This is a genomic window from Paenibacillus sp. PDC88 (assembly GCF_900106725.1).
Classification (GTDB): domain Bacteria; phylum Bacillota; class Bacilli; order Paenibacillales; family Paenibacillaceae; genus Paenibacillus; species Paenibacillus shunpengii.
Genome location: NZ_FNNT01000010.1, coordinates 21,676 through 47,973 on the forward strand (window position 1 = coordinate 21,676; position 26,298 = coordinate 47,973).

The 26,298-nt window shown below is 36.2% G+C and carries 19 protein-coding genes, 1 pseudogene and 2 riboswitches; of the genes and pseudogenes, 7 read left to right on the plus strand and 13 right to left on the minus strand.

The features are described 5' to 3' along the window. Positions 1-4: 4 nt before the first annotated feature. Complete coding sequence (locus BLW49_RS23375) at positions 5-1,378, minus strand: sensor histidine kinase (protein ID WP_256209916.1); 1,374 nt, start codon at positions 1,376-1,378, stop codon at positions 5-7. 447 nt (positions 1,379-1,825) lie between these two features. Here BLW49_RS23375 and BLW49_RS23380 point away from each other — a divergent pair, with 447 nt between their 5' ends. Further along, positions 1,826-2,155 carry a four-helix bundle copper-binding protein gene (locus BLW49_RS23380; RefSeq protein WP_090727198.1) on the plus strand — a complete coding sequence of 110 codons (330 nt, stop codon included), beginning with the start codon at positions 1,826-1,828 and terminating at the stop codon, positions 2,153-2,155. 285 nt (positions 2,156-2,440) lie between these two features. After that, positions 2,441-2,575: riboswitch (cyclic di-AMP (ydaO/yuaA leader) on the plus strand. A gap of 5 nt (positions 2,576-2,580) precedes the next feature. Further along, on the plus strand, positions 2,581-3,060 hold the full coding sequence (locus tag BLW49_RS23385) for a C40 family peptidase (protein ID WP_090727199.1): 480 nt from the start codon (positions 2,581-2,583) through the stop codon (positions 3,058-3,060). Positions 3,061-3,955: 895 nt separating this feature from the next. On the opposite strand, the gene BLW49_RS23390 is transcribed toward BLW49_RS23385, so the two are convergent. The 6 genes from BLW49_RS23390 to BLW49_RS23415 form a co-directional block, all read right to left on the minus strand. Further along, positions 3,956-5,959 carry a peptidoglycan D,D-transpeptidase FtsI family protein gene (locus BLW49_RS23390; protein WP_090727201.1) on the minus strand — a complete coding sequence of 668 codons (2,004 nt, stop codon included), beginning with the start codon at positions 5,957-5,959 and terminating at the stop codon, positions 3,956-3,958. Positions 5,960-6,198: 239 nt separating this feature from the next. After that, a complete protein-coding gene (locus tag BLW49_RS23395; protein WP_143042152.1) occupies positions 6,199-6,429 on the minus strand; it encodes a hypothetical protein in 231 nt (76 codons plus the stop codon). A gap of 462 nt (positions 6,430-6,891) precedes the next feature. Next, on the minus strand, positions 6,892-8,772 hold the full coding sequence (asnB, locus tag BLW49_RS23400; protein WP_090727204.1) for an asparagine synthase (glutamine-hydrolyzing): 1,881 nt from the start codon (positions 8,770-8,772) through the stop codon (positions 6,892-6,894). 134 nt (positions 8,773-8,906) lie between these two features. Next, on the minus strand, positions 8,907-9,425 hold the full coding sequence (locus BLW49_RS23405) for a TVP38/TMEM64 family protein (RefSeq protein WP_090727206.1): 519 nt from the start codon (positions 9,423-9,425) through the stop codon (positions 8,907-8,909). Then, complete coding sequence (locus BLW49_RS23410) at positions 9,422-10,825, minus strand: sensor histidine kinase (protein ID WP_090727207.1); 1,404 nt, start codon at positions 10,823-10,825, stop codon at positions 9,422-9,424. Before BLW49_RS23410 ends, BLW49_RS23405 begins: the two co-directional genes overlap by 4 nt. Next, positions 10,825-11,526 (minus strand): response regulator transcription factor, encoded by a 702-nt coding sequence (locus BLW49_RS23415; RefSeq protein ID WP_090727209.1) that lies wholly within the window; start codon positions 11,524-11,526, stop codon positions 10,825-10,827. Before BLW49_RS23415 ends, BLW49_RS23410 begins: the two co-directional genes overlap by 1 nt. Before the next feature lie 196 nt (positions 11,527-11,722). Between BLW49_RS23415 and BLW49_RS29325 the strand changes: the two are divergent. From BLW49_RS29325 to BLW49_RS23430, 3 genes and pseudogenes are all read left to right on the plus strand, one after another. Further along, positions 11,723-11,928: pseudogene (locus BLW49_RS29325) on the plus strand (IS3 family transposase); the annotation flags it as partial. Positions 11,929-12,349: 421 nt separating this feature from the next. Next, positions 12,350-13,273, plus strand: coding sequence for a stage II sporulation protein P (gene spoIIP, locus BLW49_RS23420; RefSeq protein ID WP_090727211.1), 924 nt, complete (start codon positions 12,350-12,352; stop codon positions 13,271-13,273). A 986-nt stretch (positions 13,274-14,259) separates the two neighbouring features. Continuing rightward, positions 14,260-15,777: a multicopper oxidase family protein gene (locus tag BLW49_RS23430; RefSeq protein ID WP_371264621.1), complete on the plus strand. Its 1,518-nt coding sequence runs from the start codon at positions 14,260-14,262 to the stop codon at positions 15,775-15,777. A gap of 919 nt (positions 15,778-16,696) precedes the next feature. Here the strand turns inward: BLW49_RS23430 and BLW49_RS23435 are convergent. The 6 genes from BLW49_RS23435 to BLW49_RS23460 form a co-directional block, all read right to left on the minus strand. Then, a complete protein-coding gene (locus BLW49_RS23435) occupies positions 16,697-17,554 on the minus strand; it encodes a M56 family metallopeptidase (protein WP_090727215.1) in 858 nt (285 codons plus the stop codon). Positions 17,555-17,556: 2 nt separating this feature from the next. Further along, positions 17,557-17,982, minus strand: a complete 426-nt coding sequence (locus BLW49_RS23440) for a BlaI/MecI/CopY family transcriptional regulator (RefSeq protein WP_090727216.1) — start codon at positions 17,980-17,982, stop codon at positions 17,557-17,559. A gap of 68 nt (positions 17,983-18,050) precedes the next feature. Beyond that, entirely contained in the window at positions 18,051-18,968 is a 918-nt protein-coding gene (locus BLW49_RS23445; RefSeq protein WP_090727218.1) for a WD40/YVTN/BNR-like repeat-containing protein, read from the minus strand. A 1,018-nt stretch (positions 18,969-19,986) separates the two neighbouring features. Next, a complete protein-coding gene (locus tag BLW49_RS29545; protein ID WP_090727219.1) occupies positions 19,987-20,868 on the minus strand; it encodes an IS3 family transposase in 882 nt (293 codons plus the stop codon). An 8-nt stretch (positions 20,869-20,876) separates the two neighbouring features. After that, a complete protein-coding gene (locus BLW49_RS23455; RefSeq protein WP_090727221.1) occupies positions 20,877-21,173 on the minus strand; it encodes a transposase in 297 nt (98 codons plus the stop codon). A 103-nt stretch (positions 21,174-21,276) separates the two neighbouring features. Further along, positions 21,277-21,756 carry a C40 family peptidase gene (locus BLW49_RS23460; RefSeq protein ID WP_090727222.1) on the minus strand — a complete coding sequence of 160 codons (480 nt, stop codon included), beginning with the start codon at positions 21,754-21,756 and terminating at the stop codon, positions 21,277-21,279. A 4-nt stretch (positions 21,757-21,760) separates the two neighbouring features. Further along, positions 21,761-21,903: riboswitch (cyclic di-AMP (ydaO/yuaA leader) on the minus strand. 920 nt (positions 21,904-22,823) lie between these two features. On the opposite strand from BLW49_RS23460, the gene BLW49_RS23465 reads away from it, so the two are divergent. Further along, positions 22,824-24,872 carry a copper-translocating P-type ATPase gene (locus BLW49_RS23465; protein ID WP_090727224.1) on the plus strand — a complete coding sequence of 683 codons (2,049 nt, stop codon included), beginning with the start codon at positions 22,824-22,826 and terminating at the stop codon, positions 24,870-24,872. A 170-nt stretch (positions 24,873-25,042) separates the two neighbouring features. Beyond that, complete coding sequence (locus BLW49_RS23470) at positions 25,043-25,258, plus strand: DUF1259 domain-containing protein (RefSeq protein ID WP_256209931.1); 216 nt, start codon at positions 25,043-25,045, stop codon at positions 25,256-25,258. Positions 25,259-26,298: the final 1,040 nt, after the last annotated feature.

A 26,298-nucleotide genomic window follows, 5' to 3' on the forward strand; every position in this document is an offset into this window, starting at 1 on the left:
TTCTCTAATATTCCTTTTCTAAATACACTTCAAATCTTGTTCCTTTCCCTACTTCACTAGATACACGAATAGATCCATTGTGTAACTCAACCAACATTTTCGTTATGGCAAGTCCTAGACCGGTTCCTCCATGTTCTCTCGACCTTGATTTCTCGACCCGGTAAAATCTTTCAAATAAGAAGGGTAGTTCTTCTTTTGAAATTCCTGATCCCGTATCTGTAACCGAAATACATACCATATTATTATTAACTTGCTGTGCTGATACTTCTATAGAGCCCTCCTTCGTATACCGAATGGAGTTATCCAATAAGTTCAAAAAGATTTGTTCAAGTCGACCAGGATCCCCACTAACTATAAACGTTGAGTCGATATGATTTTTAATTGTTATCCCTTTGTTCTCCGCTCTCATTGACACTTTATTGACAACTTGTTCTATAATTTTACTGATACATACCGAATCTTTATATAGTGTCAATTTACCTTCTTCCATCTTAGATAAATCGAATAAATCAATAATCAAGCGATTAAGCCGTTTAGCTTCCTGTGATATGATCTCTAAGTACTTTTTCATATCTTCTTCCGTCTCATAAAGTCCCTTTGATATTACGTTCGCATAACCTTCAAGGTACATAATCGGTGTTTTAAGTTCGTGTGAGATATTAGCAAAAAACTCAGTACGTGTATCTTGATATCGTTGCAGGTCTTTTGCAAGATCATTTATTGCAGCTGCTAATGAACCAATTTCATCCTTAGTACTCACTTCTACTCTACTATCAAGATGACCAGCAGCTATTTTTCTAGTAGCTTTCTCCATTTGAACCAAAGGTCCAGACATCTTTCTTGATAAAAAAAATGAAACACCCACCGCTATGATAAAACCGATCAATCCAGTTAAACATAAGAGCTGCCTCACCTCCAGTATAGAGGCATTAACGATATCAAGAGAAGAAATCACAAGAACTCCACCCCCAATATCCAACAATGGTTTACCAGAGATTAGGTAGGATTCTCCATTCTCAGCACTATAGTTTATCATTAATGATTCTCCGTTAAGCAATCTATTGATTTCAGTTGCGGTAATGAAATTTACATGATTATTAGAGGCCTTACTTGATTTTCCTAATAATTCCCCTTGCCTATCTAAAACAAAGATCTCCACCTTCGAAAATTCTGCCATAGTGGATATCAAATCTGTAGGTATGCTCTTACTAGAATGTACCATTTCAACAAAATGAGATGCCATTTCGGCCACATCTTGTTCTGATTTTTGATAATACATATTCGAAAAGATTTTATCAACGACATATCCCAAGGAAAGCAGAACCACTAACAGCAGAGATACGATAATAATTCCTAATTTAAAAGCTATTCGATTCATTTTGATGACCACCGTTCTATTAATTTTTCCAGATATATGACTTAAATTATTTATCAAATATTTCAAGTAGTAATGTTTTTCAAAATTCTATTGTAATTTCGAAACCCATGATCTCCTTAAAACCCAAACGTTTATCCACCATAAGCATAAGATTGTTTATTATTATTATACGCCTGAACTTTGAATATTTTGTGCATAAGCCATGACTTACCGATTTAAAGTTCTTAGTTCTGGCTATAGTTAGCTTTTCAAAGTGATATTTATACTTCGAACTAATCATTGATTAAATTAGCTTTTAGAAAATAGATTTTTTATTTTCACTCGTTATCTCCACATATTCTGCACATTTTTGGTTAATTTACATTCAAGTCCTTGAGTATGTATCGAGGATTAATTGTAAATAGTAATTACGTATGTAAAAAATTAATCACTGAAAGGAGAATGGAAATGTCACATGAACAGTATAAACAATGTATAGAGGAATGCTTACGATGTATGGTGACTTGTAATCACTGCTACGATGCTTGTTTAAAAGAAGAAGACATTAAAATGATGGCAGAATGTATTCGTCTAGATCGGCTATGTGCCGACATCTGCTCTTTTGCTGCAACAGCAATGAGCAGCAATTCACCATTTATCAAAGAAATTTGCTCATTGTGTGCTGAGATATGCCAAGCATGTGGTGATGAGTGCAAAAAACATAGTCATGACCATTGCCAAAAATGTGCGGAAGCTTGTTTTAAATGTGCAGATGCATGTCGTAACATGGCTGCATAACATAAAAAAGTATACTACTTTTATAACCGCTCCCAGTAACTGGAGCGGTTATTTTTGATTAAATCTGAAACAGTTTTTGAAATAAAAAAAGACATATTAATTACAAATTTGTTATGATATTACCTGTCATAAAATATGACCCACTTCTTGTTAAGTTGTCGATTATTTATGAAAAACCTTTCTAAATTAAATAAATCCTCATGAAATCATAAGAAGCAACAAATTTTACAGGTTATAATTGACAAGTCTCGATTTATACACTACAGTTATTAGTGTTACAATATTTTAATTATTTTGCCGAATTTAAATTTATTTAAAACGGGGGAACCACTTTGGGTGAATTGTTCAAAATAGTGTTGAATATAGGTAACCTTCTACCGAATCCTTAAGCTAACTCCGTAGGCATCGAAGGGAGAATATTATACTTGAAAAAAATTATCATGTCTTTATTAGGGTCTGTTATTATTATTTCTTCTGGTACCACAAGTGCATTTGCTGATGACAAATCAAAATTACAATCAGAAGTCAGCCAAGTGGTAGGAACACCTTATAAATGGGGAGGAACGACCGCAGCAAGTGGCTTTGATTGCTCCGGCTTCATATTATACATATTTGATAAATTTAATCAAAACCTTCCTAGAACCTCAGCTGCTCAAGCTAAAACAGGCACTGCGGTAGCAAAAAGCAATTTAAGAACTGGGGATTTAGTTTTCTTCAATACAAGTGGAAAGGGAATATCTCATGCGGGAATTTACATAGGGGATGGACAATTTGCTCATTCTTCGAGCAGTAAAGGAGTAAGAGTAAGTAAACTCTCGGAAACATACTACAAGCAACGGTACGTTACAGCCAGAAGAACAATTGATGATAAGAGTTTTTCTAATATGGTTGATGACTCTCATTAAAGAGGGAAGGACAAGCTATATTTACAACCCCGCCCTTATGAAGGGGTTTTGACTGAATTATTTCGAATCAAATTTTGATACACAATCTGCCCGGCATCTTCATGAAATAAGCAGCCGATCGCTATGACCCATACGTTCTTACGTTTCCCGTTACTTAACGAAATGAAGCACCTGAAAAACAGAAACTGATTTGAACAAATTACAGTAATAACTTAAGTCTCTGTGCACATAAAAAACTCTACATTTTTTCTTTATAGATGCCACTTACCCCCGGATATTAACTTCCGGGGGTAAGTGGCGTCGGGAGATCTTAGTATATACTTTGCCTTGGATTCAATATTACTTTATAAATAGACTCTTAGTATAAAGAGAGAAAGTGCATTGATAAGTGTTAACTCGGTTTAAAGCATACGATGGTTCAGTTACCAAGTTCTCGAATTTATCGAAACCGTAGGTTGAGATTGCTTTTTCAGTAAGCCTGGTGTCGACACTTTACTCCATTAGCTACATTATCTGAAATAAAAAAATCGGATATTAGCTGGCACAAAATTAGCTAGTTACATATAGTGGGGTAAGCGTAAATATCGGGAACACAAATACAGTAACAAAAATATTTGCAACTGAAGCTCCGATGTTTCTAACACTGAAAAGGGTGTTCGGCCGTCGTTGTGCAGATTAGAGCAGTATAGAATGAAACGATTTAATGAGTATTTAGCTGGCGTACCTTGCTGGACACGCTATGATAAATACCTTTATCTTTTCAAAGCGTATAACTGTGATGTGTAGACGCTACATTGATCACTATGGACATTTTTCATTTTTATACTCCACTCTATTTTCTGTTGCAATGTAGAAAGCCCTATCAAGTACAGAGCTTTCTATTATATTATTTGATTTATTCAGTTGAACGAGGTGCTTCGGTTAACCCGATTTCTGCATCGTATGCATCAAATATTTTTCGAGCAATGGGCGCAGCGCTCATAGAGCCGTATCCCCCTTCTGGAACAACTACTGCAACGGCAAGTTTAGGATTTTCACGCGGTGCAAATGCGATGAACACGCCATTTTCAACATTTATGGCTTCACCATCTTTATATATCGTCTGTTGGGAGGTACCTGTTTTCCGGGCAAAGTCATATGGAAATCCTGAAAAAGCAACATCTACATTTGTAGCCATTCCCCTGTGAATGGTTTCCCAATAAGCTTCATTAAACTCCACTTCATTAAGAATTTTAGGATCGATTCTTTCGACTACATTTCCGCTTGAGTCCCTTATTTCTTTAACTAAATGCGGTTCCATTCGTTTACCTTTGTTAGCTAACATAACTGCATATTGTGCGAGCTGCATAGTCGTGTATTTGCCCTGTTGACCGAAAGAAGCGAAAGCTAAGCCTGTAAGTGACGTTTGATTCTCTTGGTTATACTCAATTCTCCCTCTAAATTCCCGAGGTAAATCCACCCCCGTATCTACACCAAGTCCGAATTCTTTCATATATTGATCCCAAACATCAATTCCTTCATTACCATATTTAATCCACAGTTTTTCACCAATTAAATCGACCATAAATGCATTCGAAGAGTTTTGAATAGCTGTGTCTGGATAGAGAAGCCCCATAACCGTACTCCCTGAATTCCGCACTCGTGTATTATCACTTCCAAATTCCGCATAACCTCGGTCTAAGTAAGGAGTATTAGGACTGAATAACCCTTCGTTTAATCCAATAAGTACGCTTAACGGCTTAATAGTCGACCCTAACAATACTGTTGATTCTGGATGCTGTCCTGTATCATTGGGAGGAAAGGATTCAACCGTTCCGTTTCGATAAATATACTTTATGCTTTCATAGTCCCAAGCTGCATTTGGATTGTAATCAGGCATACTAGCCATAGTCACCACATTCCCCGTATCGACTTCCATTGCTACAGCGAATCCTGTCTTTGCATTTGGATGCAGCTTTCCCGACACTGGATTTCGCTGCAGCCATTCAAGCTGATCGAGAATAGCCTGTTCTGTCTGGATTTGCACTTCTCTGTTAATGGATGATACAATATCTAATCCTTTTTGAGGTGGCTCAATGACTGTCCCCTCTTCAGGCAAATTCAGAGAGTTTATTGGAATTTTACTATATCCACTTTTTCCGCGAAGCACGTCCTGATACTGGAGTTCAAGGCCATCTACGCCCACTGGTTCAAGTTCGGAATAAATCAAACCGGGATCCATTTGAGTATCATTTTGTTCATTGATTTCTTCATATTTACTGATGGTCTTTGATGTCTTGAAGGTCTTCAGATAGCCTATAGCCTGAACAGCTACCGTTTCATCATCGTATTTGCGGACGGTTTCTTCAATTATACTTATACCTGGAAAATCCATTTTGTTTTGCATAAAGTATGCAATTTCTTTATCTGATAAATTGCTTTTTATAAGTCTCGGGGTATATCCAAGAGCTTGCCTGAATTCAAGGTCCATCGCTTCCACAATCTCCTCTACTGACATGTCTTCAGCTTCCGGATCTTTATATTTTGAAAATACATCACTTAGACGTTCGGCTATGCCTAAAACTTCCACTCGATTGGGATTAGCTGGACCACCTTCAGACTGACTATAGTTTTTATATAATGTAATATATAAAGATTGAGCAGGTTCTGAATAAGCCAGTTTATATTTACCGGTGGAATCATATATGGTTCCTCGAACAGGAAGTAGAGGAGTACTCTTGGTTACACTTTCGCTTTCTTTCTGTGCTAGTACTGGCCCTTCCACAAATTGTAATACAGCTAAGCGAATAATAATGATAGAAAAAACAATAAAGGTACCAAAAAAAAACAGATTCAGCCGAAAATGGATACGTTGCTTCTCTGAACTTTCATTTTTACTTCGTAACTTAAACTTTGACATAACGATTACCTCACTACATATTAAAGAATTGCTATAAAAGTAACTGATAAATTTGGAGGAAGTATGGAGTATGCATTTTTTTTACATTTATACCTTTATTAAAAAGGGAAACTCCTAATATGATTAGGAGTTTCCCTTTTTAATTCTAATTTAATCTATATAATTAATGACGTGTTACCCCATTTGTTCCCATACTTCTTTCAAAAAATTTATTGTATTTTTTCTTTATTTCATATTAGCTAATGGTCGTAATCATTTAAATAAACATAAGACTCATCATATCCTGTAATAATCGTACTGGAATCTGGGTTATCAAATGAATGAATGCATGTCACCGATTTAATCGTCATAGGGATTGCAAAATCGCATTCATCCCTTGCCGTCTTATATGGAGTCGTGTCCCTCTTGATATATTTAGCGGAATCCATCATATCTGCCTGTACACCTGCATAATTTAGCAGCATGGTCACACTGATTACTTCGTAGTCCCTCCGTAGTTTAGGCATTTGATTAATTAATGGTGTACCTATGATCTTTAAACTTGCTTCAGCTCTATATACTTCCCCTATGTGGTGATTATTCTTATTCCCATATATATTTTTGAATCCTATACAATTCTGCAGATTCTAAGACTTGATTAAATCTTGACAAAAATCAATACATATTCTTCGTTTATAGATTTAAAGTTTTGCAAACTAATTCTGTCACTTCTTCTCTCTTATAAAAGATGACTCAAGAACGTTAACATATCCTCATAAAAAGACCGTACAAATGCGGTTATCTTTTGTAAACAATTCAAATAACAGAATAGGCCTCAATCGTTTTATTCTTGTAAAACCTAACTAATATCTCTGTTTCTAACAATTATAAAACAAAGAAATAAAAACTATTGATATTACAAATAAAATAACTCTTTTCTCCAATTTCTTCCTTTATACAGCCTTGAGATTCAGCCGATTTCGTTCTAGGATGAAGGTTTGATGCCAAATAATAAAGATAATTATGGTCCAAAGCTTTCGACTCGCATCTACCTTCCCCTCTTTATGTTTTTCAAGTAACTCGAGTGTGTATGACTTGTTAATCCATCTTTCAATAGGAGCGGTTTCAATCAAAGATTTTACCCATTGATACCACTCATTTCTCAACCATACTCTTGTTGGGACAGGGAAACCGAGTTTTCTTCTGTTCTGTACATCTCCTGGCACGATTTCTTTCATCGCTTCTCTTAGCAATACTTTAGTAGCCTGAGGAGTGACTCTGTACTTTGTTGGAATTGTTGAAGCGAATTTAAACACTTCTACGTCTACAAAAGGCACCCGAAGCTCTAAGGAATTTGCCATGGACATCTTATCTGCTTTAGTGAGTATATTGCCTCTGAGCCAGGTATGAATATCAATATATTGCATCTTCGTTACATCGTCGTGGTGAGAAACTTTTTCATATAATGGTGCCGTTATAAAATCAGTAGCTGTGAACGCGGCTCTTTCCATGAATTGTGTAGAAAGAATTGAGACTTTATCCTTCTCATTGAAGATTTTCGCATTTCCTACATACCGTTCTTTCAGTTCTTTACTACCTCGTTCCAAAAAGCTCTTACCCTTCATGTCTGTTGGCATTAATCCTGCTATAAAACCAGCCATCTTTCTTAATTCTGGATTTAAAAGACTGAACCATCTCAGTGAATAGGGTTCTTTATAAATATTATATCCTCCAAAAAACTCATCCGCACCTTCCCCAGAAAACGCAACTTTCACCTGTTGACTAGCTAATTTAGATGCGAAATAGAGTCCCACTGCAGATGGATCAGCAACGGGCTCATCCATATGCCAAACCAGCGTTGATATTGCCTCCTTATAATCTTTAGATGTAACGCAGATCTCGTAGTGATCCGTTCCGAGAAAGGCAGCTGTTCTTCTAGCTTGATCCAGCTCACTGTACCCTGGCATGTCAAATCCAACGGAGAAAGTTTTAGTCGGTTCTAAACTCTGAAGAATGCCAACAATACTACTGGAGTCAATCCCTCCTGATAAAAAAGCACCTCTTGTAACATCAGAATTCCTGTGTATTTTTACCGAATCTGTCAATACGCTCCGAGCCTCTTCCGCTAAATCACTGAATGATCGATTATTCTCTTGAGGATTAAATTTGACTTCATAGTATGGCTCAACCTTTATTTTCTCGTTTTGAATAATCATTGAGTGGCCGGCTTCTAACTTTTTTATGGATTTAAACATAGTCGATGGTTCAGGAACATACTGATACGTTAGATAGTGGTAAAGTGAATTTTCATCCACCTCGACATTAAAATGTTCATCGGCTAAAAAAGACTTTATTTCCGATCCAAACATAAACCGATCTTCTAATTCCGAGTAATACAAGGGCTTTATTCCGAAAGGATCCCGTGCTATAAAAAGTTGCTGTTTTCTTGAATCCCAAATTGTGAATGCGAACATACCACGTAAATAGGTGGGACACTCCGTTCCGACTTCTTCATATAGACGTAGAAGTACTTCCGTATCTGAGGTTGTAGTGAATACGTGACCTTTTATAGTTAACCAGTCTCTGAGCTCTTTATAGTTGTAAATTTCCCCGTTAAATACAAGAGCTATATCTTTGTCTTGGTTTTTAAATGGTTGTGCTCCATTCTCAATATCAATAATGCTAAGTCTTTTAAACCCAAGCCCTGCAGATCCGTCTATATGGTAACCTTCGGCATCTGGTCCACGATGCTCTATAATTTTCGTCATCTTTTGAAGCATAACGAAATCAATAGGAATTTGTTTTTTGTTATAAACGGATATGAATCCACACATTAGCTAGTATCCCCTTTAAAGTTAGTAACTCTAATTTAGCAGCAATTTTTGTGAAATTTATGAAGTTCCTATTGTATATTTGTTAATCAAAAAAACTACTGCAACCGACAGTAGTTTTTTTGATTAACAAATAGTTAAAATAAGCTTCGAACAAAATAAAACACATCATGACCCACCCAAACTTCCGCAGCAATGGAGGGTGCTTTTCCAATAAATGTGGCCGTCATGAACATTAAAACATTCATTTTCGTCCATGCTGCGGCAAATGTAACGACACCGGAAGGCATGAATGGTGCTAGACGTGCAATTAGCAGTAAGAAAAATTGTTTCCACAACCCTGAGTTTGCAAAACTCTTGCTCCATTTACCACGGCGGATAGATTCTTTATCAATTTTCTTAATGCCTTTGTTATACAGCTTATATGATATATAGGCACCAATTGTCTCTCCAATCAGAGAAACCGCAAATCCTAGAGGCAAGCCAAAAACAAGGGCATTTGCACCTGAAATAAAAAAAGTCGGAATTACACCTAAAACACTAACAACAATATTTAAAGCTAGACTAATCAGTATCGCGGCCATGCCGAAATCATCCATAATTTCTGCTAATTTTTCTGGATTTAATAACAGATTAATCCCCACAATTATGTTCAAGAATCGCTCCTCTCCAAATCAAGCGGTAACGATACGATAAATTCGGATCCAACGCCCAATTTGCTTAAAACAGTAATCTTCCCATTCAACTGTGCTATTAATTGTGATACAATGGCAAGTCCAAGTCCTGTACCTCCCATTTCTCTGGACCGGGATTTCTCCACTCGATGAAAACGGTCAAAAATAAAGGGGAGGTCTCCCTCAGGTATCCCTGCTCCTGTATCTTTTATAGATATAAAAATCTGCTCCTTAATTTGAGATACCTTAATTGTAATTGCACCTAGTTCCGTGTAATAGATAGCGTTTTCTAATAAATTAAGAATAATTTGCTCAATTCTCGATCCGTCAGAAACGACTGAAGGTAGATCATCTTTAATTTCCTCTAGTAGCACCAAGCCTTTATTTTTTGCTTTTAAACTTACTTTCTGCACGGCTAATTGCACTACATCTTCAATATCCACCGACTGAAGGTAGAGCTTGATTTTTCCTTCTTCCATTTTAGAAAGTTCGAACAAGTCTTGGATGAGATTAGCTAAACGTTCTGATTCTTTCTCAATAATTTCCGAATATGTTTCCAACTCCTCAAGATCCTTATATTGATGCCTGTTTATTAATTGTGCATAGCCCTTTAGATAGGAGATAGGTGTTCGAAGTTCATGTGAAATATTGGCCAACAATTCACTCCGATTTGTTCTGAAATTATTTAATTCCATACTCAAGTCATTGATGGCCTGCCCCAAAGATCCAACTTCATCATTGGAATTCACCTTAACTTTAGAAGTAAGGTCACCTTTAGCTATCGATCTTGTAATCTTCTCCATAATGATTAGGGGACTAGACAAACGATTTGAGACAAATAATGTATATCCAAGAGCCAACATAATGGCAACCAGTATCGATAGGAAAATCCACCTCCTAACATCATGCATCGTCTGATGAATTTCGTCTATGGATGAAAAAACGAGGATCCCACCTTCAAATGTTTCACCGTCGATAATGGGTCGCCCTACATAAAAGAAACGCTCACCATCTTCAGAATTTACGTACTCACGTTCGAAATGTTTTCCTTCTTTCATGATTTTAAAAATGTTTTTATCTATAAATTCATTTTGAGTATACTCAAAAACGTCTTTGGAAGTGATAATTCCCATTTCGTTAAAGACGACGATTTGTTTACCTGTAATCAATCGAGTATGATTTAAGAAACCCACAGCGGTATCAGGAGAATCGGTTATATACTCCGTTACCTTTCTAGAAAGATTATTTACATTTTGATGCACTTCTGTTGAGTAAATTTGAATAAAGATACGGTCAATGACGATTCCAAGAGGTAAAAGGACAATTAAGAACAATATCATTATGGTAGATCCTATTTTAATGACAATTCCTTTGTTACGCATTATCCGCCCTCTTTACTGCTCATTTTATATCCAACGCCCCAAACAGTTTGAATAAACTTCATGTTCTTTTCAATTTGTTTTAATTTCATTCGAATATTCTTTATATGAGTATCAACTAATCTCAAATCCCTAGATTCATAATTTTCCCATATGTGATCAAGCAAGAGCTCTCTAGTAAACACACGCATTGGCGAAGACGCCAGCTTACTAAGCAAGCTAAATTCTTTCCCAGTTAATTCAATTAACCTATTGTGAATAAACACCTCTCTGCTTTCAATATGAATTCTCAAAATATCATTATAGAGCGTAATAACTTCAGGTTCATGAAGAATATTGTCTTTTGGTTGGGATCTTCGTAATAATGCCATGACTCTTGCTTTTAACTCTTCAAAATCAAAGGGCTTAATCATGTAATCATCAGCTCCCAATTCAAGCCCCTTAACACGGTCGTTAATATCACTTCTCGCAGTTAACATAAGGATAGGCGTGTCACTTTTCCTTCGTACGGTTTCACAAATCTCCCACCCGTTAAAATAAGGAAGCATGATGTCCAAAATAATCAAATCATAAGAAAAGTCTCTGAGCAATTCTATTGCTGCCGCACCATCTAGCGCCTCTACGATAGTGTACAGTGGCTCTAAATGAATACGAAGCAAATTTAACATATATTTCTCGTCTTCAACAATTAATACTTTCTTCATGAATTAAACCTCTCAAAATAATTTACATTAGTATGCAGTAAATATAAAAGAACAATATTACTTTAACATTTAGTTATGAAGATTATATGGAGGTTAAGACCAAAAAAAACAAGTAAGTCACCCTAACTATTAATAGACAACAATAAAGCAAGCACTTATTCTATCTGGATTTATATTTATTAGGGAACAAATTGCAGAGCACATGTTAAAGCGTCAGTTTCAGACTGACAGACCTATGCAGAAGCTCGTTACTGACATTACGTATTTACCATTCGGAGGGAAGACTTCTTAGACTTGTTTAACGGAGAGATTGTAGCTTACAGTATAGCAGACAAGCAAGACACGACATTTGTTCTAGACACATTAAACCAACTGCCCATTTTACCGGGCACGATGCTCCATATTCATTCCAACTTCCACTTCTTATACAACGATAGAACAAATAAGCATGTAGAGTTTAAAAGTATTGATTTGAAATGACTAAAAAGTCTTCTATACATACCTCATCCAGAAACTCCTTTTCCATGTATCTTTTAAGTAAGTTGGTTATATATGCGGTACTACAAACGCCAACATTTTTAACAAAAACTAAACAACCTAAGCCCGATGAATACCGGATTTAGGTTGTTTTGTGGTGGTTTATTTACGTACTGCTTATCAGGGGCAGTCCAAATCTCCGTTTTCGTCACACTCAACTTATTACACCGCAACTCTCATAATATCTTTTGTCTAGTTTTAATTTAAGTAGTTCTACTTTTCCAAATTCCCTCATAATCTACTGATAAAATAACACTAGATTTTGAGAGAAGCAGGAGGGTGAATTATGGGTAAAACATGTAAGTATGTTATAGTATTTGGACTCGTCTTTTCGTTAGCTTTCTATGCAACGATTGGGATAATTAATTACAATATGAAATCCGCTTCATCTCAATCTCTAACTAAATCTGATCTCCAAACAGTAAAAAAAACAAATTTAACATCCTTAAGCTCCACCTTAACAACAAAATCTTCAGACCAAAAGTTAGAATTATCTGCATTAAAAAATAAAGAGAAAACATCAAATGTGCATCACAAGAACTCATTGGAGGAAAAAAATACTAGTAACCTTTCCTTGCCTCAAGTTCTTATCTACCATTCTCACAATCGTGAATCATGGATACCGGAATTAAAGAATATCAAAGTAGCAAATGAAGCCTTTGACAGTAAAACAAATGTTACATTATTAGGTGATTATCTAATAAAAAAAATGAAAACATATGACATACCGGTTTTTCATTCAAAAAAAGATTACCCTTCAGTTATCAGCAATTTTAATTATGCCTACTCATATACTTACTCTAGGGAAACAATAGAACAGGAACGAGCTATGCATAATAATATAGAATATCTGATTGATATCCATCGGGACTCACAAGGGAGAGATAAGACAACCATTCAATACAATAATTTAAATTATGCTCAGGTGTATTTTGTAGTAGGTACAAATAATCCGAACTGGCAAAAGAACTTGAAGTTCGCTGAACGCATTCAAAAGGGCCTAAACAGCAAAGTACCTTCTCTTTCAAAAGGCATATACAAAAAAGACTCATCCATTGGAAATGGTGATTACAACCAAGCCTTATCCGCTAATAGTGCTCTGATCGAGATTGGTGGCGTTGAAAATAATCTAGAAGAAAATTATCGTACCATAACTTTACTTGCTAAAGTTATGCGGGAGATCTGGTTAGAAGATAACAAACTATACTAGTTTACCATTTGGTTTATCAACTTCTACACATATTTCGTCGCTTTATCTTTATCTCTTATTTTTTATTTAAACAGCAGAAAAAACAACGTATCTGCAATTAATATAATGATTTAAAAAGCTCGGTGCAGGTTCTCCGAGATCTTTAACATCTGTTTTCCCTTTACAAATACATTCATTCTTCATTCATTCGTTCATCAAACTAGACTTCATTCTCATCGAACATTCCACAATCGCAATAGCTGCATCATTACCAGAATTAATAAGGAAACCCTGTAAAAGAACCTGCTCCCACTCTAGTAAATAGACCCTAGTAGCGTTAATATTTCTGGCCGCTTTTATAACTATCACGATGTCGTTTAAATTCCCCTCCTCTATTGTAATGATTCCTTATACGATTTTAGTAATGCTTAGAGGATACATCACTTTCTTTAACATGGAGCCGATAGTTCTGTCTATTAATATAGCTGTCTCAATATTGAGAGAAAAGTGACCAAACGTCTGAGTTTGCAAACTAAACACCAAAGTTATTATTAACAGGATTACCATAAAGAATTTATTTATAGATGCTAGCTCTTTTTTGAAAACTATAATGCTGTCGTTAATCGATATTTCCACGGAAGTGTCAAGACACCTTATTACCATGCTATAACACTGTATGTTAAGTTTTGGTATGTAATTCCCCAAACGTTAACAAGTCCCCGGTTAACCACTAAAAACTTCGAGACAATTCTCAAGCCCTATATAAATAAAACGAAGAAATGATTAGCCTGATCCGCTATTTCAATTGCTTCATATTACAAACTTTAGTTTTGAATATTTTGTGTACCTTCATAATTTCAACATATTTTTGGTTTATTGTTGTAAACATAAATTGCAAATATTAATGAGGAGGTAAATATATGAAGGGCGTATTGTTAAAGAATCTTGTCGTCGTCGGCGCTATTGCGATTATTACATCGGGTTGTGTGAATGCTGTCAAAGATAGTATGGAGGGCATGGATCATTCAACCATGAATTCAAATACTCCAACAACTACTAACACTATTGATAAAAACTCCATAAAACTTACTTCAGCAACACCAGTAATAAACGGAAAAGAGTTTACGATTACGGCACAAGAAAGCAACCTCGAAGTAACTCCAGGGCAAGTACTCCCAGTGTGGACATTTAACAACTCGGTACCAGGACCACAAATCCGAGTGAAGGTCGGGGATATTGTGAAAGTCAACTTGAAAAACGAGCTAAAAGAACCAGTATCGATTCACTGGCATGGATATCCAGTTCCAAATGATATGGATGGTATTCCTGGAGTCACACAGGACGCAGTCGTACCCGGGAAAACTTTCGCTTACGAATTTGAGGCTACAATACCTGGTACCTACTGGTACCATTCTCATCAAGATAGTGTCAACCAACTCGATAAAGGTTTATACGGCTCATTAATTGTTGAAGATCCAGATGAAAAATACAACAAAGATTTCACATTAATGCTGGATGAATGGATGAGTTCCGGTGAAATGGATACGAGTAATCAAAAAAGTAACAATCTAGACAACAAAATACAAATAGAAGGTATGGATCATAGTAATATGAACATGGATGATATGGACATGGATGGTATGGACATGGCAGCTCATGATATGAGTATGTACGATATATATACGATTAACGGGAAATCTGGTGATTCTATTGACAAATTAACTGTTAATGAGGGTGATAAAGTAAGGATTCGCTTAGTTAATGCAGGATATATTTCACATAAAATGCACTTACATGGTCATGACTTTAAAGTTATTTCTTCGGATGGTCAACCAATTAACGACCCTGAAGTGATTAAAGATCAACTGATTTCAATAGCTCCTGGTGAACGTTACGACATTGAGTTTACTGCTAACAATCCTGGCTCTTGGCTCCTTGAAGAACATGGAGATAAATCAAAGAATATGAAGACCGTAATTCAGTATGACGGTTCAGATACACAAAAGGATAATTCCAATTCATCTGAAGATCTTCGAGTATTTGATTTAGCTCAGTATGGTGTATTGGTAAATAGTAATTTTTCACTTGATGAAACAACATTTGATCAAGAAATAAATATGGAACTAAATACTGAAATGAGAAACGGTGAAATGGTGTATACCATTAATGGAAAAGTATATCCAGACACAGAAAAACTTAATGTTAAAAAAGGAGACAAAGTTAAAGTTACCTTCGTCAATCGCTCAGAAACTGATGATCATCCGATGCATTTACATGGACATTTTTTCCAGTTGCTTAGTAAAAATGGAATGCCAATTAAAGGATCACCAATCATGAAAGATACAATTAATGTGAAACCGGGAGAGGAATATGTTATTGCTTTCGAAGCTGATAATCCAGGAGAATGGATGTTCCACTGCCATGACTTACATCACGCATCTTCAGGTATGGTAACAGAGGTGCAATACTCAGATTATCAGACAAATTATACTCCCGATTTGAGTATAGAAAATAAAGCTGAGTAAAATGGTCACGCCACAGCTCCAACCGATTAAATATAGGTTGGAGCTTATGTTTTTTATAATTCAGTCAATCCCTATCATGATATTTATCATACAATGATTATCATTTAAATGTCTTTTAAGAATCTCCCTATAAGTAATTACTCGAAATACTACACTTCCTGCGTGAAATGCAATCGTATGTAGAGGATGGACAATTCCTAAATCGATCCTGTCGGAGACCAAAAGCATCACCATTAAGGAAGTACGAACGAAATTCCTGCCGATACCCTACCCAAAATAACTGTTGGTTTCATCACATCAGCAAATGAAAAAAAAGATGAATCTTTTATAGATAGGCTACAGTGATAAAACCACCTCCTTGAATCCTGGTACCTCCATTCCATATCACGAAGATATCACTTAGGTATGATCATAAAAGTCCCACTGAATGAAGATAACATTTGCAAAATGCTGAAAACAATAGTTACGCCAAACAACATAAGTCGTGAGGTCTAGTATATTTATGCTTTCCCTCCCTTTTGACAAGAAATGAGCAACTCAAATGCTGATTATGATCGCCAGAGCAACAATTACACCATAAGAAAGAATATCAAAATTAGCAAAAGAATGAGTGTAACTTTCATCGTTTAGATTTCTAGTAGCCTATTATACTCATAATATTTAGTACATTACTGCCAATAAGTTATAATCATTTCCCAGTATTTGAAATAACAGTCCGGCAGTCCGGTCTCTCTACCCATCTTCCTTAACCAACAAATTCCAAGAATAAAACTGAGTCGCTCATTATTTGAGGAAAGGGACACTTGAGTCAATGGACCGATCACTTAATCCAATTAAGTATTTCCTTACGTATTCATCAACTCTATATAACAATCAAAAAAACTACATTCAGTAGTGTTTATATGCAAAAAAGGGCAGCTTATGAACATCCGCCCGATATCAAGCCAATCATGATGAGAAAAATAACTACAGTTAACAAAAGAGAATTGCGATAAGTAAAAGGAATATCGATGGGTTGATTTGGTTGCAGAACTTGTAATATTCGGTAGTTCAATGCTGTGTTAGCGAAGGGCACAGCCACTATGACATTTCGAACATTCACTAAATTGGATAGTTTCAACAACACACTTCCTAAATGATACTCCGTTTTCATATGAGTCAGAGCAAACCTATCAGCAAGAAGTTCGTTCCTTGTTGTAAATTCTTTGCTTAACGTTTTTAATAGGGGGATATATCCCATGCTTTCCGTTAACAAAACTACCAAGAACATTTGAAGCGGATCACGTCTCCTGCAGTGGTACCATTCGTGAAGTAATATGGCTCTGACTTCCTCTTGGTTGAACATGTTAATTAGCCCCGTTGAAATGATGATACGTGGATTCCAAATACCCATTGACAGAGCAATAAAGGCATCATCTTTAATAACAATAATTTCAGTATTCCAATCCCGATATACATAATTAAGGTATGACATATGTTGTAAATCCCTATTCCCCTTAAAATTACGCATCCATTTCCAAGTCAAGAATAATTGACTACTAATCCTACCAGCTAGGCGCACCACCGTATAAATAATGACAAGATTAAATAAAACTTTGATGATGTCATGACCCAAGGTGTCTTCTTGTATAACGGTTAAACAATATTGAATAATGTTCCAATTTACTGGAACACCTAATACTTGATGGGCCATATACCAACCCATCTGGATTAAGACAAATGATCCAGTGAGTAGCATGACAAAAAAAATTGAATTTGTCTTTGCAGTCGATTTCATGATTAACTCCTGTGATTCATTTGATTCAGTTTATGCTGTAGCTTAGAGATCAATTTAGGATCTGCCTCATCCAATGCATCTATCATATGACCAACAACCAACTCTCCAAATTCACGGATTAGTCCTTGTGTAACCTCTTTAGTTTGGTCTGATAAGAACTGCTCTTTGGTTTGTAAAGGTTCATAAAAGGTGGTTTTACCCCTGCCACTTCCATGAGAATTTTTTTGGAGAAGTCCCTTCTCTATTAATCGATTCATAACGGTCATCACAGTATTGAATGAGAGCGGTTCTTCATGGTTTAAAATCGTTTGAACATCTCGAATCGTTGTTCTTTCACTGGCCCATAAGATCTCCATGACCTTTGCCTCGAGCGGCCCGAAAAATTGGTTCAAACCATGTTCGTGAACATTAAATTTTTTGATTTTCATTTTCTCACCTCTATCACTAGAGATTGTAGTAATAATAATTATTGCTGTCAATTGCAGAGGTTGAATCGTTATTTCGTTTTAGTCCAGTTCTCTCCACCGTTACTGCTTTCATAAACAGAATATCTATCCGTAATAATCACCAGACGGCTGCCATCCTCTTTAGCTGATTTAATACCTAGTGGCATTTCCCCATTTAATTTAACGTCTATTGCTGACCATGTTTTAAAATCTATTGATTTTTGGAATCCACTCTCTGTCATGATGACAACTTCGTTGTTAGGTAAAGTTAAAACTTGATAAACAGGCCCATTGGTTAATTGATTTTCTCGAACGGTTCCACTTTGGATGTCATATCGGATAAGCCCCGCTTCGGTTGCAGCCAAAATTGATGATGGAGCACCTGAAATCATTGAGATGGAATACGCACCAGCTGGTAAACTCGTTATACTCCGCCATGTATTTCCGCCGTCCTTTGTTTCATAAAGGTTTTCACCTTCACCTGCTAACATTACAAATAAATGATTGGAGTCGTCCGGATCCATCGTTAAATAATGGGCATCAGGTTCATCAGGTTTTGCTAGGTTTGGTAGTCCGTTTTCTATAACCTGCCATGTCTTCCCGCCATCTACTGACCTTTTCACAAAACCATGACCGGATACAAAGATCCTTTTGGGATTACGTGGATCAATTTCCAAGCCCATAATATCATTTGAACGAAGTTCAAAAAGTGTCCTTTGAAACTTATCGTTATTAAGTTCATAAACACCTGTATGAGTGCCTACCCAGACCGTTTCATTACCAGGTGAGTAGCTAAATATGTGTGGATGCGTATTAGAGTCCGCATTCAGTGTATCAATCGTTGTATCATTTGGCTTTTTCACATTTCCCCATACAGCAAAACCAATCAAAACAATCATAACAACAGAAAATAAAGTGCCTATCCCTGAAGAATTTCCTTTCCCTTTTTCTTCTAAACTTTTATTCATAATAATCAGTCTCCTAACTTATTATTAAATAATATTCTATTATAATCAGTATAAGTGTAGATTTTATGATCACTTTCTCACAAAGTATTTAATAAAAAGTCTATGAAGAATTTCAAAATGAGAGGTTCTAACTTTAAGAATCTTCAAATTAGATTTAGAATCTGCTTCCACTTAACGAGTCGGGTCGGGTATAAAAACTGGTGCCACAATGCGAATAAATTGTTCATATTTTCTTGAGTTATCGATTTCAATTTCGGTTATCCTTTAACATACCAACAACATGATTTAGATTATTCCATTTACCAATGCCGCTTATTATAATTTGTTCGATCATAATATCTGCGATAGAACTATAAGTCATGCTTAATAGTATTAGAGATACTTACTAGTCTCATTCTTATTCAGTAAATGTCATAGAACTACCAACGAATCGCTGCACTAATGGCGTTTAAGCCTATTAAATAAGGTTTGTTCGTAGAAACTAAACGGATTATATCTACATTTTGTTTAATGATCTGTTGCAGGTGTTCAGTTTCAAGATAGTGGCCTTAGTGAGGGTGGCTCTATTAATACACAAACAGCTCATAGAACCTTACCTACAATGCTGATTCTTTTAATTTCAGAAACCTAAAGCTAATTGGGTATTATCTGTATGGTAATAGAATAGTTTTATTCCAAATGGTAACGTGCAACTCTATACCCACAACGGTTGTAACTAGGAGAATGACTGGGTGCCTTCCTTTAAACTAAAAAAGCATGTAGTGTTTAAAAGCAGAGGGGAGTTTAATGAATTCAATATTTTAACAACAATTACACTACAAATTGTAGTCTAATTGTTAGGACTAGTCAATTTTTGATTTTGATATTTCTGTTGTTGTCCAAATGCATAATTTTTATTGATGATACATCCTCTTTAACAAAGACTTTGTTAAAAAATATCTAAAGCTAGAATAGATAGTAAAAAACAAACCCGTAATGAACTGACCCCTGTCAAGTAGACAGTAATTTAAAAGCATCATTAAGCAACCTGAGTCCGATATTCATACGGGCTTAGGTTGTTTAGTTTCTGTTGAAAACGTTGGTGGTTGTAGAAATGGATGTACCGTTGGACGGCATGCTCTACTTCCTTACTAGTACGAAAAGTGTATAGATTAAAACACTCCGATTTAAAATGACTAAAAAAGTTCTCCATACATGCGTTATCCCAACAATTCCCTTTTCTCGACATACTGGCAATCATCCCGTATCTTTTAAGACGTTGGTTATATTGGCGAGAGGTATACTGGAACCCTTGGTCACTATGTAGGAGAATTCCTTCAACTTTTTGTTTTTTTCTTGCCTTTGTGAGGGTATCCATCACAAGCTTGAGATCATTTCTTCGACTGATCTGATAGGAGATAATTTCGTTGTTATACAAGTCTTTAATAGCTGATAAGTATAGTCTCTGCCCGTTGAATATTAAATAGGTAATGTCGGTGACCCATTTCTCATTTGGTTTTGAAGCTCTAAATTCTCTGTTTAGAAGATTACTCGAGATCACATAGGCTTCTCGTTTCCCATAATAAAGTTTTTTCTTGCGGACGACCGCTTGAATCCCCATCCCGTTCATCAATCGTTGGATTCGTTTGTGATTTACTCGTAGTCCGTATTTCTTTTTAATCCATACTCTGACCCGTCGATATCCGTAAATTCCTCGTACCTCTTTATAGCATTCCGCTATCTTCTTTTTAATCTGTCTATTCTCAAGTTGCTTAGGTGAGGTGAACTTTTGCCTTTTTATCCATCGGTAATATCCACTCCTCGAGACTTGAGCGAGTCGACAAAGAAGGAGGACGCTATATCCGTTTTTGGTCAACTCCTCAATCACAGCAAACTTTTTGTTACAAGGTACTAAATCCATTCCACCTTTCACATCTTTAAGAGCTTTTTTAGCAATTCATTTTCAGCTTCAAGCCGTTTTATTTTAGTCTCAGGATCTTCAGTTCTTGTTCGTGGTCTACCTTTACCAGGACCTTTTGCTAATCCACATTTTTCTTTAAGCCCTGTTATTCCTTCAATTTTAAAATGCTCCACCCAACGGCGTACCAAAGAGTGATCGATTCCTAGCTCTTTTGCAACCGTTTTGTAGCCCATGCCATCTTTCAAGTATAAATCCACCGCTTTTTTCTTGAACGCTATATCATACGTTTTTCTAATTTCCCCCATAATAAATCCCCCCATAATAGACAGAGTAATGTGCTTGCTTTTTTCTGTCTACTATGAGGGGATCATATCATAATTACCTGGGCTTGTTTAATTACAAATCGTATTAGTGCAATACACTGACCATTTTTGTATAACTTTGTTTAGAGATGGTACGTCTTGCTGTAACGTATCGATCCTTGTAATATTTCTCAGTTAGTCTACTAATTCTTACACCTTTACTGCTGGAAGAATGAGCAAATTGCCCACTCCCGATATATATCCCCGCATGTGATATACCAGCACCACTTGTATTAAAGAATACCAAGTCACCAGGTTTTAGATTATTCTTTGATACCGGGGTACCAGTTTTTGCTTGGGCATTTGAGGTACGAGGCAGATTCAAATTGAATTTATCAAAAATGTATAATATAAATCCCGAACAATCAAATCCACTTGAAACTGAAGTCCCCCCCCACTTGTACTGGGTACCTACAACTTGACTTACTTCTGAACGCAATTTGGATTGATCATCAGCAAATGCATTGGTCGCACCGGCAGATAAAATTAAAGCAGAACCAATTAACGATATCATGAATTTCTTCAAACACATATTCTCCCTTCGGATGCCTACGGAGTTAGTTAAGAGTTAGTTAAGAGTTCGGTAGAAGGTCCCTTTATCCTTTCCAGTCAAGAATAATTCACTCAGAATGAATCCCCCGTTTTCAAAAATGAAACTAGGCAAAAAAATTAATTTTTTGTAACCCTACATAATGTAGTACATTTTCGTATATGTTGTCAATCACATCCTTCAAATCCATCTTTTATTTCATTTCATGACAATTTTCATTCAAATCGCTGCAATATCTAGAAAAATGAAATGAAAAATTCCACATTCTTTTTATAGTTGTTGATTATATATAAATAACAATTTTGTAACTAATTTAATTTCAATTTCCATGAAAAAACTCTAAGAGACAGATTACAAAATGCAGAATCAGTTAACTCACTCTACTATAAAGGAAGGAAAGGTGCATTCAACAATACAAACCTCCATTCATTTTAGAAAGATTACATTGTTGATTATTCAGTTTGTTTTTACCTCAACAAGCCTCACCACATCTGCACATACTTCATAATAAATATCGGCACGGTCTCTCGTGCATAAACGCTATTCGTTTACCTTGCATGCCTGCCATCGATCCACCATACAAGGTCAGTATTCTTCAAATACATTTTGGTATTGTTCATGAACAAAATCCAAGATTTATGTTTTAGTGTCAATCATCACCTTTCAAACTGTTTTAAAATATCCGGAAACCAAATCTTCTCATTGCTTTACTAGGACTTGAAACCTTTTGTAGGATTGAATATTATATAACCCAAATTTATGTAGAATTTGTGAAGAAAGCTTAATAAAAATATAAGATATTGGTCTTGTTATTGAACACAAATTACATAATTTTAGTTAAAATTAGTTTGCATTTTATCGCATCTTTCCATCTCCTATAAAATTCCTTTATTGTATCCTCGTGAAAAGAATGCAAATAAAAATCTAAACTAAATACATTGTACATGTTTAATTTAGTCTTAATGGGTAAAAATACTACGTGATGTAGTCCTACTTTCTTATCTATTACTTCACACTAAAGATCCTATGACGAGGTGAATTCAATGTATAATGACCCCAAAAAAAGCGTGAAACATCAATCACTGAACAATCATACGCAAGGGCACGAAAGTGAGAAGCATGGTGCCGAGCACCATCATAGTGGGGATAAGCATGCCGGTCATCATGTAGATGATTTTAAGAGACGCTTTTGTATTTCACTAATTATCACCATTCCTATCATAGCTTTATCGCCCATGATTCAGATGTCAATTGGTGTAAATTGGCGTTTCCCATATGACACTGTCCTGCTGTTTCTACTGTCTTCCTTTGTCTTCTTTTATGGAGGTAGGCCTTTTCTAGTTGGTGCATATCGGGAACTAAAACAAAAGAACCCAGGAATGATGACGTTAATTTCGCTAGCTATCGTTGTAGCTTACGTATACAGTTCATTAATCGTCATCGGGTTGACTAATGTAGATTTCTTTTGGGAACTAGCAACTCTTATTGTTATAATGTTGCTCGGTCATTGGCTAGAAATGAAATCTATTTTAGGTGCATCTAATGCGCTTGAGGAATTAGTGAAACTAATACCCTCTGAAGCACATCTTATTACTGTTGATGGAATCATCAAGGAAGTACGCGTGTCGGAGTTACGCCCAGATCAGAAAATTTTGATAAAACCCGGGGAACGAATTCCAGTAGATGGTATCGTTGTCAAAGGACAATCATCGCTTGATGAATCCATGCTTACAGGAGAATCTGTCCCTGTTATCAAAAATCCTGGAGATAGACTTATTGGAGGAGCTATTAACGGTGAAGGAGCATTAACTGTAACCGTAACTAATAGCGGCGAAAAGGGTTACCTATCCCAAGTTATTTCGCTGGTTAAGGAAGCCCAGGAATCTAAATCTAAAACTCAAAATTTGTCAGATCGTGCAGCAAAATGGTTGTTTTATGTCGCTTTAGGTGCTGGGTTAACAACCTTACTCGTGTGGCTCTCATTAGGTTACAGTTTTAATTTCGCAATACAGCGAATGGTAACTGTCATGATTATTGCGTGCCCACATGCTTTGGGTTTAGCTGTACCTCTTGTTGTATCTACTACCACCGCAATAGCAGCGAAAAAAGGGTTATTGATACGTAACCGCACTGCCTTTGAAGAAGCTCGAAAATTGAACGCTGTCGTATTTGATAAAACAGGAACACTAACTCAAGGTAGATTTGGAATAACCGATATTTTACCTGCCTCGGGATATACAGAGACTGAAATTCTTACTCTTGTGGGCTCCCTAGAAGCTCAATCTGAACATCCTATTTCTAAGGGTGTAGTGGAAGAAGTGAAAAACCGTGAAATAAAAATATTTGAACCAGAATCTTTTGAAGCACTGATAGGGAAAGGACTTAAGGGAAATGTTAAGGGTAAGTATGTTTTGGTTGTTAGCCCTGGCTTTATGGAGGATCAAAAAGTAGATTATCCTATTAAGGAGTATAATAAATTGTCTTCGCAAGGAAAAACGGTTATCTTTGCCGTTGTTGATAACCAATATGCTGGTCTAATTGCCCTGGCCGATAAAGTCAGGGAGAGCGCAAAGGACGCTGTAGAAAGTTTAAAATTGTTAGGAATTAAATCAATGATGTTGACGGGGGATAATAAAAAAGTCGCCAAATGGGTTGGCGAAAACTTGCAATTAGATGAGATATATGCAGAAGTACTCCCACATCAAAAGGCTCATAAAATTACGGAAATTCAAAATGAAGGTTATATGGTTGCCATGACAGGGGATGGCGTGAATGATGCTCCAGCATTAGCAAAAGCGGATTTAGGTATTGCTATTGGCGCCGGAACTGATGTCGCTATTGAGACAGCAGATATTGTACTGGTAAGAAGTGATCCTAATGATGTCGTTTCGATTCTTAACTTATCCAGGAAAGCTTACAATAAAATGATACAAAATCTTTGGTGGGCCAGTGGTTATAATATTATTGCTATTCCACTTGCTGCCGGTCTATTATATGGCGTCGGAATTGTCCTAGACCCAGCGATTGGGGCTATACTGATGTCACTGAGTACTATTGTCGTAGCAATTAACGCCAAACTTCTTAAGGGATAACGCTGTGTAAAACAAACACTAACTGCAAAAGGAGGCTCAAATGATCCTCTTTTTGCTTTGGGCTTAATTTCATTTCATGGTAAATGTCACTGTCAGCCAATAAGCAAATATCTTAGGCGGCGAATTAAACATTATGAACGGTGTCTGTTTGGTTGAGAAAGATCGCAAGAATGTTCAGAGAGATATTGGGACGACAAAGTCATTCAGGATTGTCTTTACATTCCAAGTGGTCCTTTGAATCATTAGATAATGATGGTAAAGCATTAAATTTAGGAGAGGCTGCGTTGTTACAAGAAGAAGTATATCCTTTCACATGGTATTTGCAAAGAGCCGGAATTATCATAACTTCGCTCCATAATCATTGGTTATTTGATACCCACATTTAATGTATGCACATTACGCTTCAATTTAAGAGCCATTGTCTTTTGCAAAGAAAATTGCAGAAGCATCGACCTATCTTAAACACGAATAGTTACATGTTCCTAGAGTATCAACGAGGGTATTAACCGCAAAAGATTGGCTTCCGGTTTACAACTCCGAATTGGCTTCTTTTTTAAAAATTCCGAGCTTCAAACTGTCCGGTATAAGTTCAGACGATAGAATTTTGCTAAAGAAATTGGGTGATTATGTCCAATTTACGTTAGTTTTTTTAGAAACCCATCAATGTGATTTCGATCCATCATATTAAGAAGTTAATGACTTCGATTCCAAAACCCGGAATAGCTTCAAATTAATCTGTACCAGGCAACTCTATATTTTTTCCTGTATTCAACAATTTTTTCTGCAATTTGTTGCTCCAAAAAAGTGTCATCTCATCACCTTCCGAATCAACATCGGTAAGCTTGGAATTTACTTTTTAAACGTACCGGTCTTGTCAAGTATAACGGCGTTGAACTTATGGGTTGTTCCAGATGCTCGCCACCATTAACAAGATGCCAAGTGCACATGAGGAAGTAATAACAAAAGTCGAGATTGTTTCTTCTAATACCTCTGCCAAGTTGCCGCGGCGGTGCTCTTGACCCTGCGCTTTTCTCTCTTAATTCTCCCAAGTTAACATGGACTCAGCAGCCCTTCCTGCCATTGATCATCCACCGGTACATTATCACCAGGACACACAAGAAACGGACATATCCATTCCACCAATGGACAAACCAATCGTTAGATCCATACTGTAAAATTGATCGGCTGCAGTCCTAAGAGATATCAATTTATTTCTACTACCATTATGTATACTCCTAGATAGAACTGAACAGAATTACCAAGATAAGTTTATATTATGTATATATCCACGACGTGAAAGAAAATGTGAACCCACTGTCCATTTTTACTGAGAGTAAGACTGAAAATTAAGCAATTTTTGTTTTGCTGCGCACGTCTCTGTTACAGCGATTAGCTGTATTTTCATTATCTTCTATCTGGTGTTGAC